Source organism: Corallococcus sicarius (genome assembly GCF_003611735.1).
GTDB classification, from domain to species: Bacteria; Myxococcota; Myxococcia; order Myxococcales; family Myxococcaceae; genus Corallococcus; species Corallococcus sicarius.
The window spans coordinates 1-14,326 of sequence record NZ_RAWG01000088.1; the positions used below are offsets into that span (position 1 = coordinate 1).

16 protein-coding genes are annotated in these 14,326 nt (G+C 68.4%); 14 read left to right on the top strand and 2 right to left on the bottom strand.

The window, feature by feature from the left end:
• The first annotated feature begins 367 nt into the window (after nucleotides 1-367).
• Nucleotides 368-490: a hypothetical protein gene (locus D7X12_RS45045; RefSeq protein ID WP_279637192.1), complete on the top strand. Its 123-nt coding sequence runs from the start codon at nucleotides 368-370 to the stop codon at nucleotides 488-490.
• Between the two features lie 7 nt (nucleotides 491-497).
• Here D7X12_RS45045 and dnaA read toward each other — a convergent pair whose 3' ends face one another.
• Nucleotides 498-1,853, bottom strand: a complete 1,356-nt coding sequence (gene dnaA, locus D7X12_RS15805; RefSeq protein WP_120626102.1) for a chromosomal replication initiator protein DnaA — start codon at nucleotides 1,851-1,853, stop codon at nucleotides 498-500.
• 1,439 nt (nucleotides 1,854-3,292) lie between these two features.
• Here dnaA and D7X12_RS15810 point away from each other — a divergent pair.
• Nucleotides 3,293-3,478 (top strand): hypothetical protein, encoded by a 186-nt coding sequence (locus D7X12_RS15810; protein WP_120626103.1) that lies wholly within the window; start codon nucleotides 3,293-3,295, stop codon nucleotides 3,476-3,478.
• A 137-nt stretch (nucleotides 3,479-3,615) separates the two neighbouring features.
• Here D7X12_RS15810 and D7X12_RS15815 read toward each other — a convergent pair whose 3' ends face one another.
• Complete coding sequence (locus D7X12_RS15815) at nucleotides 3,616-3,912, bottom strand: OB-fold protein (RefSeq protein ID WP_158620055.1); 297 nt, start codon at nucleotides 3,910-3,912, stop codon at nucleotides 3,616-3,618.
• Here D7X12_RS15815 and D7X12_RS15820 point away from each other — a divergent pair.
• The 12 genes from D7X12_RS15820 (at nucleotide 3,912) to D7X12_RS15875 (ending at nucleotide 14,322) form a co-directional block, all read left to right on the top strand.
• Nucleotides 3,912-4,130, top strand: a complete 219-nt coding sequence (locus tag D7X12_RS15820; RefSeq protein WP_120626105.1) for a helix-turn-helix domain-containing protein — start codon at nucleotides 3,912-3,914, stop codon at nucleotides 4,128-4,130. The two genes, D7X12_RS15815 and D7X12_RS15820, sit on opposite strands and share 1 nt — an antisense overlap.
• Nucleotides 4,131-4,194: 64 nt before the next feature.
• Entirely contained in the window at nucleotides 4,195-5,082 is an 888-nt protein-coding gene (locus tag D7X12_RS15825) for a DUF2381 family protein (protein WP_158620056.1), read from the top strand.
• A 37-nt stretch (nucleotides 5,083-5,119) separates the two neighbouring features.
• Complete coding sequence (locus D7X12_RS15830) at nucleotides 5,120-6,838, top strand: serine/threonine protein kinase (protein ID WP_120626107.1); 1,719 nt, start codon at nucleotides 5,120-5,122, stop codon at nucleotides 6,836-6,838.
• Nucleotides 6,839-7,153: 315 nt separating this feature from the next.
• On the top strand, nucleotides 7,154-7,306 hold the full coding sequence (gene rpmH, locus D7X12_RS15835; RefSeq protein WP_120537283.1) for a 50S ribosomal protein L34: 153 nt from the start codon (nucleotides 7,154-7,156) through the stop codon (nucleotides 7,304-7,306).
• Nucleotides 7,307-7,318: 12 nt separating this feature from the next.
• Nucleotides 7,319-7,741: a ribonuclease P protein component gene (rnpA, locus tag D7X12_RS15840; protein ID WP_439329371.1), complete on the top strand. Its 423-nt coding sequence runs from the start codon at nucleotides 7,319-7,321 to the stop codon at nucleotides 7,739-7,741.
• On the top strand, nucleotides 7,738-7,956 hold the full coding sequence (yidD, locus tag D7X12_RS15845) for a membrane protein insertion efficiency factor YidD (RefSeq protein WP_120610406.1): 219 nt from the start codon (nucleotides 7,738-7,740) through the stop codon (nucleotides 7,954-7,956). Before rnpA ends, yidD begins: the two co-directional genes overlap by 4 nt.
• A 52-nt stretch (nucleotides 7,957-8,008) precedes the next feature.
• A complete protein-coding gene (gene yidC, locus D7X12_RS15850; protein ID WP_120626109.1) occupies nucleotides 8,009-9,841 on the top strand; it encodes a membrane protein insertase YidC in 1,833 nt (610 codons plus the stop codon).
• Nucleotides 9,838-10,647, top strand: a complete 810-nt coding sequence (locus tag D7X12_RS15855; protein ID WP_120626110.1) for a hypothetical protein — start codon at nucleotides 9,838-9,840, stop codon at nucleotides 10,645-10,647. Before yidC ends, D7X12_RS15855 begins: the two co-directional genes overlap by 4 nt.
• Before the next feature lie 60 nt (nucleotides 10,648-10,707).
• Nucleotides 10,708-10,935 (top strand): hypothetical protein, encoded by a 228-nt coding sequence (locus D7X12_RS15860; RefSeq protein ID WP_120626111.1) that lies wholly within the window; start codon nucleotides 10,708-10,710, stop codon nucleotides 10,933-10,935.
• A 320-nt stretch (nucleotides 10,936-11,255) separates the two neighbouring features.
• On the top strand, nucleotides 11,256-12,308 hold the full coding sequence (locus D7X12_RS42430) for a hypothetical protein (RefSeq protein WP_244224586.1): 1,053 nt from the start codon (nucleotides 11,256-11,258) through the stop codon (nucleotides 12,306-12,308).
• The gene (gene mnmE / locus D7X12_RS15870; protein WP_120626124.1) at nucleotides 12,305-13,636 is read left to right on the top strand and encodes a tRNA uridine-5-carboxymethylaminomethyl(34) synthesis GTPase MnmE; all 1,332 of its coding nucleotides are present in this window, start codon (nucleotides 12,305-12,307) and stop codon (nucleotides 13,634-13,636) included. Before D7X12_RS42430 ends, mnmE begins: the two co-directional genes overlap by 4 nt.
• A gap of 77 nt (nucleotides 13,637-13,713) precedes the next feature.
• Nucleotides 13,714-14,322: a Uma2 family endonuclease gene (locus D7X12_RS15875; RefSeq protein ID WP_120626112.1), complete on the top strand. Its 609-nt coding sequence runs from the start codon at nucleotides 13,714-13,716 to the stop codon at nucleotides 14,320-14,322.
• The last annotated feature ends 4 nt before the right edge of the window (nucleotides 14,323-14,326 follow it).

A 14,326-nucleotide genomic window follows, 5' to 3' on the forward strand; every position in this document is an offset into this window, starting at 1 on the left:
GGGCTGGGACGTGAGGGCCCGGACACCGGAGGCCTGGAGCGAGCTGCTGGAGCTCAACGACGGCTGGAGGGAGAAGACGAGCCGGGTATGGGTTCCGGAATCACCGCAGCCGGAGAGTCCCAGGAAGGCCAATGACAGACATGTGAAGCGCGACCAGGAAGCAAGGGGCATGGCAGGAGGAGAGGGACAGGGGAGCGCTCCGGCCGGCGTTCCAGTGACGGACCCGAAGGCCCGGCGGGGCGCAGCCTACCTGAAAGCCCGGCGGGCGCGCATCACGGCGGCAGCCCCGGGGGTCAACTGACGCCGGTGAGGCAGATGCCCAGCCTCATGGAAGCCCGAGAGCCTCCTGGCGCCGGAAATCCCTTTCGTGCGACCGGGCGCCCAGGCGCTTCGAGAAGGAGTGGGGGACATCGCCGAGGAGCTGGGCGCCAAGGAGGGAGGCAAGGCACTGGAGGCCGTCTCCGACCCGTCCCAGCCCGCCACCCACTGACCAAGGCTCACATCCCGCCGAGCTTCGTCTCCAGCTCCGACAGGTCGCGGTGCACGCTGGGGTCCGTGACCCGCAGGCCCTCCACCTTCCGCACCGCGGAGATGACGGTGGAGTGGTCCTTGCTGAAGCGCGAGGCGATCTCCGGGAAGGAGCTCTTCGTCAGCTTGCGGCTCAGGTACATGGCCACCTGGCGCGCGTGCGCCAGGGCCTTGTGGCGCCGGTCCTCCTTCAGCGCCTCCACCGTCACCTTGTAGAAGCGGGCCACCTCGCGCTGGATGGCGTCGATGTCCACGGAGCGCTGCGCGGGCAGGATGTCGCGCAGCACCTGGGCCGCGAACTCCTCCGTCACCGGCTGGCGCGTGAGGCTGTGCATGGCGGACAGCTTCACGAGCGCCCCCTCCAACTCGCGCACGTTCTTCTGCACGTGCCGCGCGATGAAGTGCGCCACCGGGTCCGGCAGGTTGAGCCCCTCCTGTTCGGCCTTCTTCTGGAGGATGGCGACGCGCGTCTCGTAGGTGGGCTCGCGGATGTCCGCCATCAGCCCCATGGCGAAGCGGCTGCGCAGGCGGTCCTCCATGCCGGGGACCTCCGCGGGCACCATGTCGCTTGTCAGCACGATGGCCTTGTTGAGGCCGAAGAGCGTCTCGAAGGTGTAGAAGAACTCCTTCTGCGTCTCCTCGCGCTTGCCCAGGAACTGGATGTCGTCGATGAGCAGCACGTCGCACTCTTCCCGGAACTTGCGCCGGAAGTCCGTCATGCGGTGCTCGCGCACGCTCTCCACGTACTCGTTGGTGAACTGCTCGCTGGAGAGGTAGACGACCCGCTGGGTCGGGTCCTTCTCCCAGATGTGGTTGCCCACGGCCTGGAGCAGGTGCGTCTTGCCCAGGCCGGTGCCGCCGTAGATGTAGAGCGGGTTGTAGTTGTGGCCCGGCCGGTGGGCCACGGCCTGCGCGGCGGCGGCGGGGAGCTGGTTGCTGTCCGCGACGACGTAGGTGTCGAAGGTGAAGCGCGGGTTGAGGCGGGAGGGCCGCGCGGAGTTCACCTTCACGGTGGGCGTGGGCGGCAGGTTCGCGGACGGCGGCGGGCCGACGACGACCTCATAGGCGACGCGGCCCAGGCTGGGCTCCAGCCGGGACAGGTGGGTCTCCAGCATGGCGCGGTAGTGGTCATCCACCCAGTCGCGGAAGAAGCGGTCGGGGACGCCCAGGACGAGGGCGTTCTCGCGCACCTCCAGGGGGCGCATCCGCTCCAGCCAGGTCAGCGCGTAGTGGAGGCCCTCCTGACGGATGGCTTCCAGCGTGCGGGTCCAGACGACTCCGGCACTGGGCAGCGACGGCGGGGCTTGAGTGGCGAGGGCGTTCACACGGAGGCTCGAAAAGGACGGTGCGGAGGGGAGAACCAGCGGGCGTCTGGCGGTGCTAACAGACGGTTTCTGGGCGATCAAGGAACCGGCCGGAAGCTCAACAGTTCCCAGGGGTTCCCCTCTGCCGTGTGATCTGTGGGGGATCCACCGTGGATCACGTTCCTTGCCCCCTCCCCCCTTTTCCTACAGGATCCGCCGCGTCCACCTGTCCCCGTGCAACAGGGAGAGGTCAGGGTGATCCTGTTCGACCTTACCCATTTTTTACGGGGCGTCGAAACGGCACTTTCCCCCAGTGGTTCCCGCTGGTTGTGAGTACCCGAACCACCCTGAAGTGGAAGTAGGAAGGGTGGCTACAAGGGGGGCCTAGCGGCGAGAATCCGGGCGCTCTCAAGCGCCGGGATCCCCTTCTGCAGCACCTGGTTCAGTGCATCGGAACGGCCACCTTGGCACGGTGCTCCAAGAAGCCGAGGCAGGCCCGCAGACGATGGGGGGGCAGTAGAAGGAGAAGCCTAATTGCCCCGGCTGTGGGCTTCAGGGGCGGTGACAGGAGACGCTATGGGTTCTGCTCTTCTCGCCGATTTCCCACCGTCCCGCGTGGGGAAGTTCCAATCCTTGTGGATCAGGGGAACTTCAAGAAATTCAAGCGCTTAAAGGAAGTGGACCGCTTAGGAACAACGCTATTTGAAGTTCGCTCCCTCCCCCGCCTCCGGAACCGCGGCGCCTCCCAAAAGCGCAGAGCCCCTTCTTCCGGCACGCCCCCTACTCTGCGCCGCCGCATGGACATGGAACAGCGGGTGGCGTTGGCGTGGTGCCTGGGGCGTGCGGAAGCGGAGCTGCAGGATGCCGTGCGGGGGCTGGATGGGAGTTCCGCAGCCAGGACCAGGTACGCACGGGCCCGGAAGGAGCACCGTCGGGCTGAGCAACTCGCCCTGATGATGCTCACCGCAGGAGCACCCCAGGAGATTCAGGAACGGAGCGCGGCACCCTGCCCAGGAGAGGCCAGCATTTAGCTGGCCCACCTAGACCAGGAAGTGCAACGCAGACCCGGTTGATTAGCTTCGAGGACTGTGGTCCTCTCCCCTCTGAAGACGCTGGACGGAAGCGGCAGCCGTTTCGACGGACCGAACTCCCGCCTGCAGAGGCCGCACGAGCAACCCCGCAGGCGACAAGAGCGGCAACCGTTTCGACGGACCGAACTCCCGCCTGCAGAGGCCGCACGAGCAACCCCGCAGGCGACAAGAGCGGCAACCGTTTCGACGGACCGAACTCCCGCCTGCAGAGGCCGCACGAGCAACCCCACAGGCGACAAGAGCGGCAGCCGTTTCGACGGACCGAACTCCCGCCTCCAGGGGCCTCGCCGAGCTACGCCCACCGGCATCCCCCAGTACCCCATCACCCACAACTTTTTCTGTGCGCAGCTGCGCACGTAGGAGCTCACTGTGATTAGCAACATCGCAGTCACTGTCTCTGAACTCGCTGTGCAAAACCCGCTCATCGCCCTGGTCTTCCTCCTGAGCTGCATCCTCCTGATGCGGGAGAGGATGATCAGCAAAGCCTGGGACATGATGCTGACGAAGACGATGGCACCCCCGCCGGAGAATCACCGCAAGAGGAAGCGCAAGTAGGAAGCGAGCCTTCAAGGCTGAAGATGTAGGAACGAAGGCCGTGAGGAGCCTCGCCTCCCGAAATGGAGGCGGGGCGTTTCAGGGCACCAGCCAAATGGTGACCGTCGTTTCTTCCTCCGACTGGTCGCTCCGCTCCGCTACTGGCCGACGATCTCGCAGTTGCTGACGATGACGCTGCCCAGGCTCAGTCCAGCTACCCGTCCGCGGACGGTGATGTGCTTACCTCGGGAAACGTTGGCCACCTGCTGCAACTCGGCTTCGCCGAAGTTGTACTGAAGGCTGGTTGGATCGGAGCCGCGGGTGGAAGTGAGCACGACGTAGATGGAATCGAGCATGTCCCGGCCGAGGCTCTCGACGTAGCCCGTCGTCTGAATGACCTGGCCCCGGTAACTGGCATCCGCTCGGACTTCGTTCGCGCCGTACTCCCGAAGCAATGTACCGAGACCTCCAGCGACGGCTGGCGGCTGCCGTACGCCGTCTGCGTCAGCAGAGGGAATGGACCCAGGAGGAAGCCGCGCATCGTTGCGGCATGACGGTGCGCGTCTACCAGCGCGTTGAGGGCGAGAAAGTGAACCTCACCACCATCGCCCGGATCGCCGAAGGCTTTGAGGTGGACCCGGTCGAGCTGTTCAAGGTGGCGAAGAGTCGATAGGCGCGCCGAAGCGGGATCCGCAGGACAACCCTGGTAGGTTGGAACCCTGGAGGTCCTTCAGCACGTGCCCTACTTTTCATGTCGGCTCTCGCTCCTGGCGCTGCTGGTGGCAGGAATCGCCGCAGCCCAGCCTGCGCCCCCTGCCCATCAGCTCCGGCAGCGTGCCCTCTCCCTGCAGACAACAAGTCCGGTGGAGGCCTCGGTGCAGGTGGCGAAGGGGGTGCTCACTACGCTCACCTTCGACTCGCAGCTCCTGCCCAAGAGCGTGATGGTGCAGGGCCGTGACACCCACTTCGAACGATTCGTCGTGGAGGAGCGCACCATCACCCTCAAGCCGAAGGTGGACCTGACCGCTGACGAGCGGCTCCTGCTCACCGTGCGATTCGCCGATGGGGCTGCTCCCCAAGAGGCCATCTTCATCCTCATCCCCGCCGACGAGCAGGTGGACGCCGCGGTAGAGGTCGTTCGCCGTGCACGGAACGCGGAAGCACTCCAGTTGGAACTGACCCAGGTTCAAGCCCAGCTCGCGGCGCTGCAGGGCCGATGCGGTGACGGCGGACCGACGGGGCTCATCCTCTCAGGGCTCCTGGATTCGGACGTCAGCACCTCGGTGTTCAAGGCGGCGGTTGCTCCCGGGAACGCCAGCGGGCTCAAGGTGGAACGCGGCGTGGGCTATCGGACCAGGGCGTGGACAGTCGTCACGGTGCGCGTACGCAACCTCGTGGGCCAACGCGTCTGGCGTCCGGGAGTGGCGCGCCTGTCCACGGCGCGCGGCCAGTCCATCCAGGTGAAGTCCTTGCGCACGGATAAGCCCCAGCTCGCACCTGGTGAAGAGGGGCTGGTGCTCGTGGAGACCGGGGCGCCTGTTTGGCAGGCGGAGGAGGAACTCCTCCTCGAGTTGTCGGACACCGCGAATGGACGAGCCCTGCCCATCAGGGGCGTGCGGCTGTAGGCATCCCCTTGATTGAACGAGGGAAGAGGACCGGAGCATGACGATGTCGCCCCTGCATCCCGACCATCTCACCGCCGGAAACCAGGTAGGTCCCTGGCGGATCCTCGAGTTTCTCGGTGGTGGCGGGGGAGGACGCCTCTTCAAGGTGGAGAGGGAGGAGCACCCCGGGCAGCCCTTCACGATGAAGGTGGCACTGCGGCCCGCGGGCCAACATGCTTCCGAGGAGGAGGACGCGGATGGACGCGTCTCGCGCGAGGCGGCCATCCACATGGCCTACGACACGGGGCTGAAGGTCCATGCGCTGGACCACTGGCTGGGGCCCTCCGGCTACCTCTACTTCGTGACCGACTACGTGGAGGGAGAGACCTTCACCGAGTGGTGTTGGCGGATGAAGCCCACCGCCGCGCGCCTCCTGGAGGTCTTCACCGAGGTAGTGCGGCTCGTCGACAAGCTGCATCGCCGCCACCTGTGGCACCGGGACTTGAAGGGGGCCAACATCCTCATCCGCAAGGAGGATGGGCACCCCGTCCTCATCGACTTCGGCGTGGCGAGACAACCGGGCATGGTCACCCTGACGGTGGGGGTGCCACCAACGTCGCCGCACCTGCTGCCTCCCGAGTGCCTGGCCTTTCTTGCAGAAGGCGCTTGGAAGGAAGGGAGCGCTTTCGAGCCGGGTACCGCAGGCGACCTCTACGCGTTGGGCATGCTGCTCTACGAGGCGCTCTCCGATGTCTATGCCTTCGATCCGAAGCTGCCCTACGACCAGCTTGTTCTCGCCATTGCGACGAAGATCCCGACCGCCCCTCACGTCATCAACCCCAGGGTGCCTCGCACGCTGAGCGACATCTCCCTGCGCCTGCTTGCGAAGCGTCCCGAGGACCGATTCGCCAACACGGAAGCCCTCCTCCAGGCGCTGTGGGATGCAGCCAAGGAGAAGAAGAAGCCGGAGTGGCAGGTATCCCTGGAGCAGCCGTTGCCAGAGGAAATAGCCCCTCAAGAAGTGCATGGGGAGGCGGGAAGCGCGGAGGTGGACGTGCCGGTCCCTGAGGAATCGGAGCCGGCCGCCGACGCTCAACCTGTTGGCGCCCATGTTCCGCGTACTCGCAGACACGTCGTGACGTGGGGCTTGTGCGGCGTGCTGGCGGTTTTACTGGCCCTGTGGCTGGCGCTCAGCATGCTCGCGCCCCCACCTGAGAAAGGAAGCCTGTCCGTGCCCACCTCCCTGACGCCTCCCTCATCCATCGCTGCTCTCCGGCGCTTTACTCCAGTGCGGCAAGCCGCTGCGGTGCTGTGCGCCACCGCAGGCCTCGCGTGCCCGAGTGCTCCAACGCGCCCCGACACCAACGTGCGCTGCCCCGAGGTTGCAACACAGGCCATGTTTCAGCAGCTCAGCCTGCGCAAGGACCTCAATGCCGTTATCGACATCAACCAGCCAGGTGACCAGAGTCAGCTCGGCACCTACCAGGATGGTCCCATCGTGGGGCGCATCGTCGGCTACTCCTGGTCGGATCCGGCCCTGCCTGATGGCACGTTGCTCTATGGGCGGATGTGGACAGGCCCAGGCATCTACGAGGGGGATGATGAGGCCGTCATCGCCCGCTACACCGAGGCCCGCCTCCCGGACGGGAGGACCTACCCCGTCTGCATCGTGCTGGGCGGTCCGGAGGGTCGGGTGCGCAAGCTGCCGGGTTCCAAGGCCGGAGCCACGGTGCTGCCCCGCGAACTCCCGGTATCTGCTGTGTGGCGCTGGATGTGACAAGGCGGGTCGGCTTTGCGCACAAGAGCCCCTGAAGCGAGCAGCCAGCGGCTCAAGCCTCGGGCAGGTCCACAGGGTCGTCCTGCCTGGACCCGTCCAAGGCCCGGGCCCCCAAGGACCCTGGATCACGTTCCTTGCCCCCTCCCCCCTTTTCCTACAGGATCGCCCGCGTCCACCTGTCCCCGTGCAACAGGGAGAGGTCAGGGTGATCCTGTGATTGACTTGTCCAGGAAATAGGGTTACGGACGCCCCCTTTCCAATGTACGGGTCGCGCCATCCGTTCCAGGCGCCGCCTTCAGCTCTCAGGGAGTAGTCGTGTCCAAGCGCACGTACCAGCCGTCGAAGATCCGGCGCAACCGCGCCCACGGGTTCCGCAAGCGGAACGGCACCAAGTCCGGCCGGGATGTCCTCAAGCGCCGCCGCGCGAAGGGCCGTAAGCGCCTGGTGGTGTCGTCGTTCAAGAAGTAACTGGACGCACGTGTGATGGCCGAGGGAGCGGCGCCGCGGGTGCCTCAGGCAACCGGCGAGCGCTTCCCCAAGGCCTTTCGCCTGCTTCAGCGACGTGAGTTCCTGGAGGTCCAGGAGGGCGGTCAGAAGCTACCGTCCGACTGCCTCCTGGCGCTCGTCCAACGCAACAACCGGGCGCACTCCCGCGTAGGGCTCACCGTTTCCAGCAAGGTGGGCAACGCGGTGGTGCGCGCGCGTCTTCGCAGGGTGCTGCGCGAGCTGTTCCGCAAGCGCCGCGAGCAATGGCCGCCCGGTCTCGACGTAGTCCTGGTCGTCCGCTCCTCGGCGAAGGAAGCCTCCTTCGCTCAAGTTTCCCGTGCGTTCGACGGCGTCACCCGTAAGCTGCAACGGCTCTTTCCGGCGCCTCCGGTGCCTCCTAAAGAGCCAGCCCCATGAGTCCTCTCGCCTTCGTCATCGCCCTGCCCATCCGCTTCTACCGGCGGTTCCTGGGGCCGCTGCTGCCGAAGGCGTGTCGCTTCCATCCCTCGTGCTCCACCTACGCCATGCAGGCGCTGGAGAAGCACGGGGGCCTGAAGGGCTTCGCCCTCACCGTCTGGCGCCTGCTGCGCTGCCAGCCATTCCACCCCGGCGGATTCGATCCCGTCCCCTGACGGTTTGCTTCCGCCTGCCCCCCGGCCCTCCGCCGCCGGCAGAGGGAAATCCATGACGAACGACCCGCTGTCGCCCCAGTCCAACGATTCGCAGAAGCGGCTGCTCCTGGCGCTCGCCCTCTCCTTCGCGGCCACCGCTGCCTACACCTTCTTCTTCGCCCCCAAGACGCCCGAGGGCGTCGAGGGCGCGGATGCCGGGGTGCAGGTGGCCGCGGGCGTGGATGCGGGCACCCCCGGAGTCGCTGCCGTGCCGCCACCGGGGACGACCGCCGCCGCGGGCACCCCCGCCCAGGCTGAAGGGGAGACCCCGCCGCCGCCCGTGCGCACCGCCGACTTCGCCCGTCCGGAGGTGAAGTACACGTTCTCCTCCGAGGGCGCCGGCCTCACCTCCGCCGTGCTCCAGGGCGTGAAGATGCGGGAGCAGCAGTCGCTCACCGTGAAGGAGGGCTTCGAGGCGCTCTTCGGCAAGGAGCACGCCCCGCCGCCGCAGATGAACGTGGCGAACCCGGTCGCGGGTCAGCCCCTGCCGCTCGCGGTGACCATCGAGGGCGGCGCGCCGCTCGCGGCGAACACCCGCTACGCGGTGCAGGAGAGCGCCACCGACCAGGGCGGCAGCGTCGTCTTCACCGGCCGCCAGGGCCCGTGGGAGGTGACGAAGACGGTGCTGTGGCCCCGCGACGGCTTCGAGTTCGCCTACACGCTCCAGGTGCGCAACACCTCCGCCCAGGCGCAGACGGGTGAGCTGAAGCTGCACTACAGCCGCGCCATCGACCCGGAGTTCGAACACGCGCCGTCCTTCTTCGGCGGCGTGGGCAACCTGAGCCGCTCCGCGTGCTGGGTGGGAGAGACGCTCCACAAGATGTCCCCCGGTGACGACCCGCCGGAGGCTACGGATACGCGCGGGCCCATCTCCTACTTCGGCATCGACCAGCAGTACTTCCTGTCCGCGCTCTATCCGCTGGACGGGGCGCTCGCCGGTAACTGCACGCTGAGCGCCACGCCCACCGCGCGCGAAGTGGCCGCGGGCTTCCCGCTCAACGTCGGCCCCGGTGGGACGGCCACGTTCCGCTTCGGCGGCTACCTGGGCCCCAAGGATCCGGACCTGCTGCGCCCGGTGCCCGGCGCGGAGCTGCGCACCGTGGCCGGCCTGTCCGCCACCACGTTCCACCCCATGCTGGAGGAGACGGTCGACTTCGGCATCTGGGCGGTGGTCTGCAAGATGCTGCTCGCCATCATGAAGTTCTTCCACGGCATCGTGGGGAACTGGGGCTTGGCCATCATCCTGCTCACGGTGGTGGTGAAGCTGGCGCTGCTGCCGCTCACCTACCGCTCCATGGTCAGCATGGAGGCGGTGAAGGTGCTGCAGCCCAAGATGGATGAGATCCGCAAGAAGTTCGCGGACGACAAGGAGCGCCAGAACCTGGAGATCATGAAGCTGTACCAGGAGGCGAAGGTGAACCCCCTGGGCGGCTGTCTGCCGCTGCTCATCCAGATGCCGGTGTGGATCGCCCTGTTCACGTCGCTGCGCAACAGCTTCGAAATCTACGGCGAGCCCTTCTTCGGGCCCATCTGGCGGGACCTCACGTACAAGGACCCCACGTACCTGCTGCCGCTGGCGCTGGGCGTGTCGATGATCATCACGCAGAAGATGCAGCCGCAGATGATGGACGCGGCGCAGGCGAAGATGATGACCTGGGTGATGCCCATCATCTTCACCTTCACGCTGCTCCAGTACCCCGCGGGCCTGTCGCTCTACATCTTCACGAACAACGTGCTCTCCATCGGGCAGCAGTACGGCCTGCGCAAGTGGCTGGACCGCAACAAGAACCAGTCGGGTGGCGGGACACCGGCGGTGGTCGTCGCCGGGGGAGGCAAGCGCAAGTGAGCGGGTCGCAGGGAGCACAGGGCGGGGCGGGCGGAGCGGACTTCCGCCCCCGGGTGGAGCGGCTGCTCACGGACATCCTCGGGCTGATGGGGTATCCGGCCCGCCTGGACTTGCAGGACGCCACCGACGGCAGCCTGTCCGTGGCGCTCCACTTCGAAGCTGGCCCGCCTCCGGGCGTGGAGCCGGGCAAGCGCAGCCAGGTGCTGGATTCGCTCCAGTTCCTGCTCAACAAGATGCTCCACCGTCCGGGTGTCGAACGCCGGTGGGTGATGCTGGGCGCGGGTGGGCACCCGGAGCCCCGGCCCCGCCGCGAGCCCGGCCCGCAGCAGGCTTCCCAGGCTCCGGCCTCCGCGCCGGCCGCGACCGTGGCGCAGGTGGCGACCGCGGCCCCGGCGCAGGCTCCCCGGGCACAGGCGCCTGCTCCCGCCGCGCCGCCTCAGCAGGGTCGTGGGGCGCGGGGAGGACAGCAGGCGCAGCCGGCACCCAAGGCCGCGCAGGCCCAGGCGAAGGGGGGCGCGGAGGCGGACGAGCGCTCGGTGCAGTGCGAGGAGGATGCGGTGCTGAGGGAGGCCGTCCGCAAGCTCGCTGAGAAGTCCGCCAACCTGGGGCGCTTCTATGCGTTCGCCGCGATGAAGACTGAGGACCGCGCGCGCGTCCTGAGGGCAGTAGAAGGAGTAGGAGGCGTGAAGGTGGCGGCGGAAGGCGAGGGCCGCAACCGACGCGTGGTGTTCACTCCGGCGAAGCCCGCCCCGATGCCCAAGCGGAGCCTGCTGCCGGACGATGACGAGGACGACCTCGACGCTTGAGCGGGTGCCCGGCAGGGCCCGTCCAAGCCGCCGGCGGGCGTCTGGGAGTTAGAGGAGCGAATGGGTAAGTCGAAGGGTTTGAAAGACAAGCTGTACGGCGCGGCGGTGCTGAAGATGAGCTTCCGCCTGCGCGGGGACGAGGAGTCCCCTGCCTTCCGCTTCGTCTACCCGGGCGTGCTGCGCGACCTGCAGGTCGACGACGCCGAGGTGGAGAAGTACATCGAGGCACACCGTGACGACGTGGAGCGCGCCGCCCGGGGTTCCACCCCGCCGCAGGGGCCCCGCTAGTCCACAGGTGGTATTCAAGGATAGGAATGCAGGCCTCCAATCATGAGGGGTGCTTGTCCTTGGGTCTTCCGTCCGTGCGTCGTGGGGTGTTGTCGTTGCTGTTGATGGTGTCCGCCTGCAAGCAGGGGGACGCGGGGACCGTGGGGCCCCAAGGGCCCCAAGGCCAGACAGGCCCGCGGGGTGAGGCAGGGGCGCAAGGCCAGACGGGCGCGCAAGGTCCCCAGGGCGCGGCGGGGGCCCAGGGAGAAGCGGGTACGCCCGGTGCCCCGGGTCCGCAGGGCGAGCGTGGCGAGCCGGGCCCGAAGGGTGAGCCGGGCAGCGTGACTCCCGCCCCCGACGTGCTCGCGACCGCGCGCATCCGGGTCATCCCCCTGGGCACCACCACGTTGGAGTCAGGCGCCCTGCTGCGGGCCGCCGTGGAAGCCGTTCCTTCCGATGGCTCGCAGACGTGGGTGATGAAGCTCGGCGCGGGGACCTACGACCTGGGCGGGACGGGGCTGGTGTTGAAGACAGGCGTGTACCTGGAAGGTCATGGTGCCGAGGTCTCACGCATCGTGTCCTCGACCCCTGGGGACGGCACCGTGGTGGGCGCCACCGGCGCGGGGCTGCGGAACCTGTACGTGGGCAACACCGGCGGTGGTGAATGGTCCGTCGCGGTCTTCAATACGAGCGCGGGTTTCGCGGTGAGCGACCTCAAGGTCGAAGCGCTTGGCGGCAACGGGTTCACGGCGGGCCTGTGCTACCGGAACGCTCCCAGCAACAGCCTCTCCCGGATTGAAGCCCGGGCTTCTTCAAACAGGGGGCCGGTGTTTGGTTATGCCTTCCATGCGAGTGATGTCACCCTGGAGGATTCCAAGGCCAATGCCCAGGGCGGCCCGGCGGTATCGGAAACGGCGGGTGTGTTTGTTGACGCAGGTTCAGTCGTCCTGCGCCGCATGCTGATCTCCGCTTTCGCGCCCCAGGGTGACAAGACCTTTGGCGTGGATGCTCATGGCAATAGCACGCAGGTCATCCTCGTGGATTCGGAGGTCTTCGCTTCGGGAGGTCCCCTGTCGGCGGCCGTGCGTGCGGGAACGGCGGGGGTGTCCGTGCGCTCCAGCCGTCTGAAGGGGAGCGCGGGGAATGACTTTTCGTATGGCTTCTACGCGGACTTCTCCAACCCGGACCCGAACGTCCGGGCAGGCATCGACCAGTCCATCATCGAGGGGTTCAGCACCTCCCTGTACCTGAGGGGAGGGACCCGGGTCCGGTTGTCGCATTCCAGGATCCATCCCGCACCGCACGCGGAAGCCGCAACCACCCTGACCTGCGTCTTCACGAGTCAGGACACCACGCCGCTCGACGCCCAGTGCCGCCCACCGCCGAACCCATGACGACCCCTTCCGCCACCATCGTCGCCCTCGCCACCGCGCCCGCAGCCGGCGCGGTGGGCATCCTCCGACTGTCAGGGCCGGCGGCGTTGGCGGTGGGCCGTGCGCTCGCGCCCGGTGTTCCTGAAGCACCCACGCCGCGCCATGCGTACCTGGCCACGTTCGTGGACGCGGCGGGCGGCGTGCTCGACGAGGGCCTGTTCCTCTACTTCCGCGGGCCCCAGTCCTTCACCGGCGAGGACGTGGTGGAGCTCCAGGCCCATGGCAGCCCGCGCCTCTTGCGCCTGCTGCTCGCGCGGACGCTGGAGGATGGCCGGGTGCGCCCTGCCCTTCCCGGCGAGTTCACCCGGCGCGCGTTCCTGAATGGCCGCATCGACCTGACCCGCGCGGAGGCCGTCGCGGACCTGGTGGCGGCGGACTCGGAGGCCGCCGTGCGCGCCGCCGCCGCGGGCGTGTCCGGGGCCCTGGCGAAGCGGATCCACGCGCTGGAAGAACCGCTGCGCGCGCTCCACGCGGACCTGGAAGGCGTCCTCAACTTCCCTGACGAAGCAGAGGGCGCGGACGCGGAGGCCGGTCCCCGCGTCACCACCTTGCGCGCCGAAGCCGAGTCCCTGCGTGCCGAAGTGGGACGCGGGCGGCTGGTGCGCCAGGGCGCGCGCGTGGCCCTGTACGGCCCGGTGAACGCGGGCAAGTCCACGCTGTTCAACCGGCTGGTGGGTGAGGACCGCGCGCTCGTGGACGCCGAGCCCGGCACCACGCGCGATGCGCTGGAGGCCCGCGTCGAATGGGACGGGCTGGGGGTGACGCTCTACGACACCGCCGGCCTGCGCGAGGCCCCCGGACGCGTGGAGGCCCTGGGCATCGCGCGCACGCGGGGCCTGCTCGCGGCCGTGGACCTGGCGGTGCTCGTGCTGCCGCCGGACGCCTCCGGGGACGAAGCCACGTCGTGGACGCGCGAGGCCGGCGCCACGCCCGTGCTCGTCGTCACCGGCAAGTGCGATGTCGCATCCCCTCCCCTCCCCTCCCCCAGGCCGCGCGTCAGCGGGCTCACGGGCGCGGGCGTGGACGCGCTGCGGACCTCCGTGCTCGCGCGGCTGTGGGGCGGCGGCACGCCCTCCGCGGTGGCCCTCGTCTCCGAGCGCCACGCGGACGCCCTGCGTCGTGCCGCCGAGGCGCTGGGGCGCGCGGAGGAGGCGTCGCGCGTGTCCACCCTGGAGGTCCTCTCCGGCGAGGTCGGGCTCGCGCTGGAGGCCCTGGGCGAAGTGTCCGGAACGAGCGTGTCCGATGCCCTTCTGGACACCCTTTTCCAGCGCTTCTGCATCGGGAAATAGCCCTCCGCCGGGCGCCGGCCGGCATGTCAGACCCCTCCCTAGAATGCCTCGCGTTACCCGGCGCTCCCCGAGGATTCATGACGGCACTTCAGCACCTTCAGCCCACCTCCCACTCCCTGCTCTCGGCGCTGCCGTCGGGCTGGGTGGGTGAAATCCTCGATGGCGAGCTGGTGGCCTCGCCCCGCCCCTCCGTGGCGCCCGCGCGCGCGGCCTTCATGATGGGCGTGGAGCTGGGAGAGCGGCTGGACCGGCGTCGCGGCGGCAACGGGCGCTGGTGCTTCCTGCGAGCCCCGGAGCTGCACCTGGGCGAGGACCTCCTCGTGCCCGACCTGGCCGGCTGGCGCCGCGAGCGCGTGGCCGCCCCACCGGAGCCGGGCGCCGGCTTCTTCAACCTCGTGCCGGACTGGGTCTGCGAGGTGCTCACCCCCGCCACCACCGGACTGGACCGGGCGCGCAAGCTGCCCCTGTACGCGCGGGCCGGCGTCTCCTTCGTGTGGCTGGTGGATCCGCTCGCGCGCACGCTGGAGGTCTACCAGCGCGTCAAGCGCGGCTGGCTCCTCACCGCGAGCCACGAGGACGACGCCCTGGTGCGCGCCGAGCCCTTCCCTTCCGTTCCCCTGGAGCTGGGCGCGCTCTGGCTCCCCGATGTGCCGGAGGAGCTGCCCCGGCTCCTCGCGGTGCCCTGACGCG

Excerpts from the sequence above, each read along its gene's own strand:
- D7X12_RS15830 (WP_120626107.1), top strand. The coding sequence starts at position 5,120 with ATGACGATGTCGCCCCTGCATCCCGACCATCTCACCGCCGGAAACCAG.
- D7X12_RS15860 (WP_120626111.1), top strand. The coding sequence starts at position 10,708 with ATGGGTAAGTCGAAGGGTTTGAAAGACAAGCTGTACGGCGCGGCGGTG.
- yidD (WP_120610406.1), top strand. The coding sequence starts at position 7,738 with ATGAGTCCTCTCGCCTTCGTCATCGCCCTGCCCATCCGCTTCTACCGG.
- D7X12_RS15875 (WP_120626112.1), top strand. The coding sequence starts at position 13,714 with ATGACGGCACTTCAGCACCTTCAGCCCACCTCCCACTCCCTGCTCTCG.
- mnmE (WP_120626124.1), top strand. The coding sequence starts at position 12,305 with ATGACGACCCCTTCCGCCACCATCGTCGCCCTCGCCACCGCGCCCGCA.
- D7X12_RS15820 (WP_120626105.1), top strand. The coding sequence starts at position 3,912 with ATGTACCGAGACCTCCAGCGACGGCTGGCGGCTGCCGTACGCCGTCTG.
- yidC (WP_120626109.1), top strand. The coding sequence starts at position 8,009 with ATGACGAACGACCCGCTGTCGCCCCAGTCCAACGATTCGCAGAAGCGG.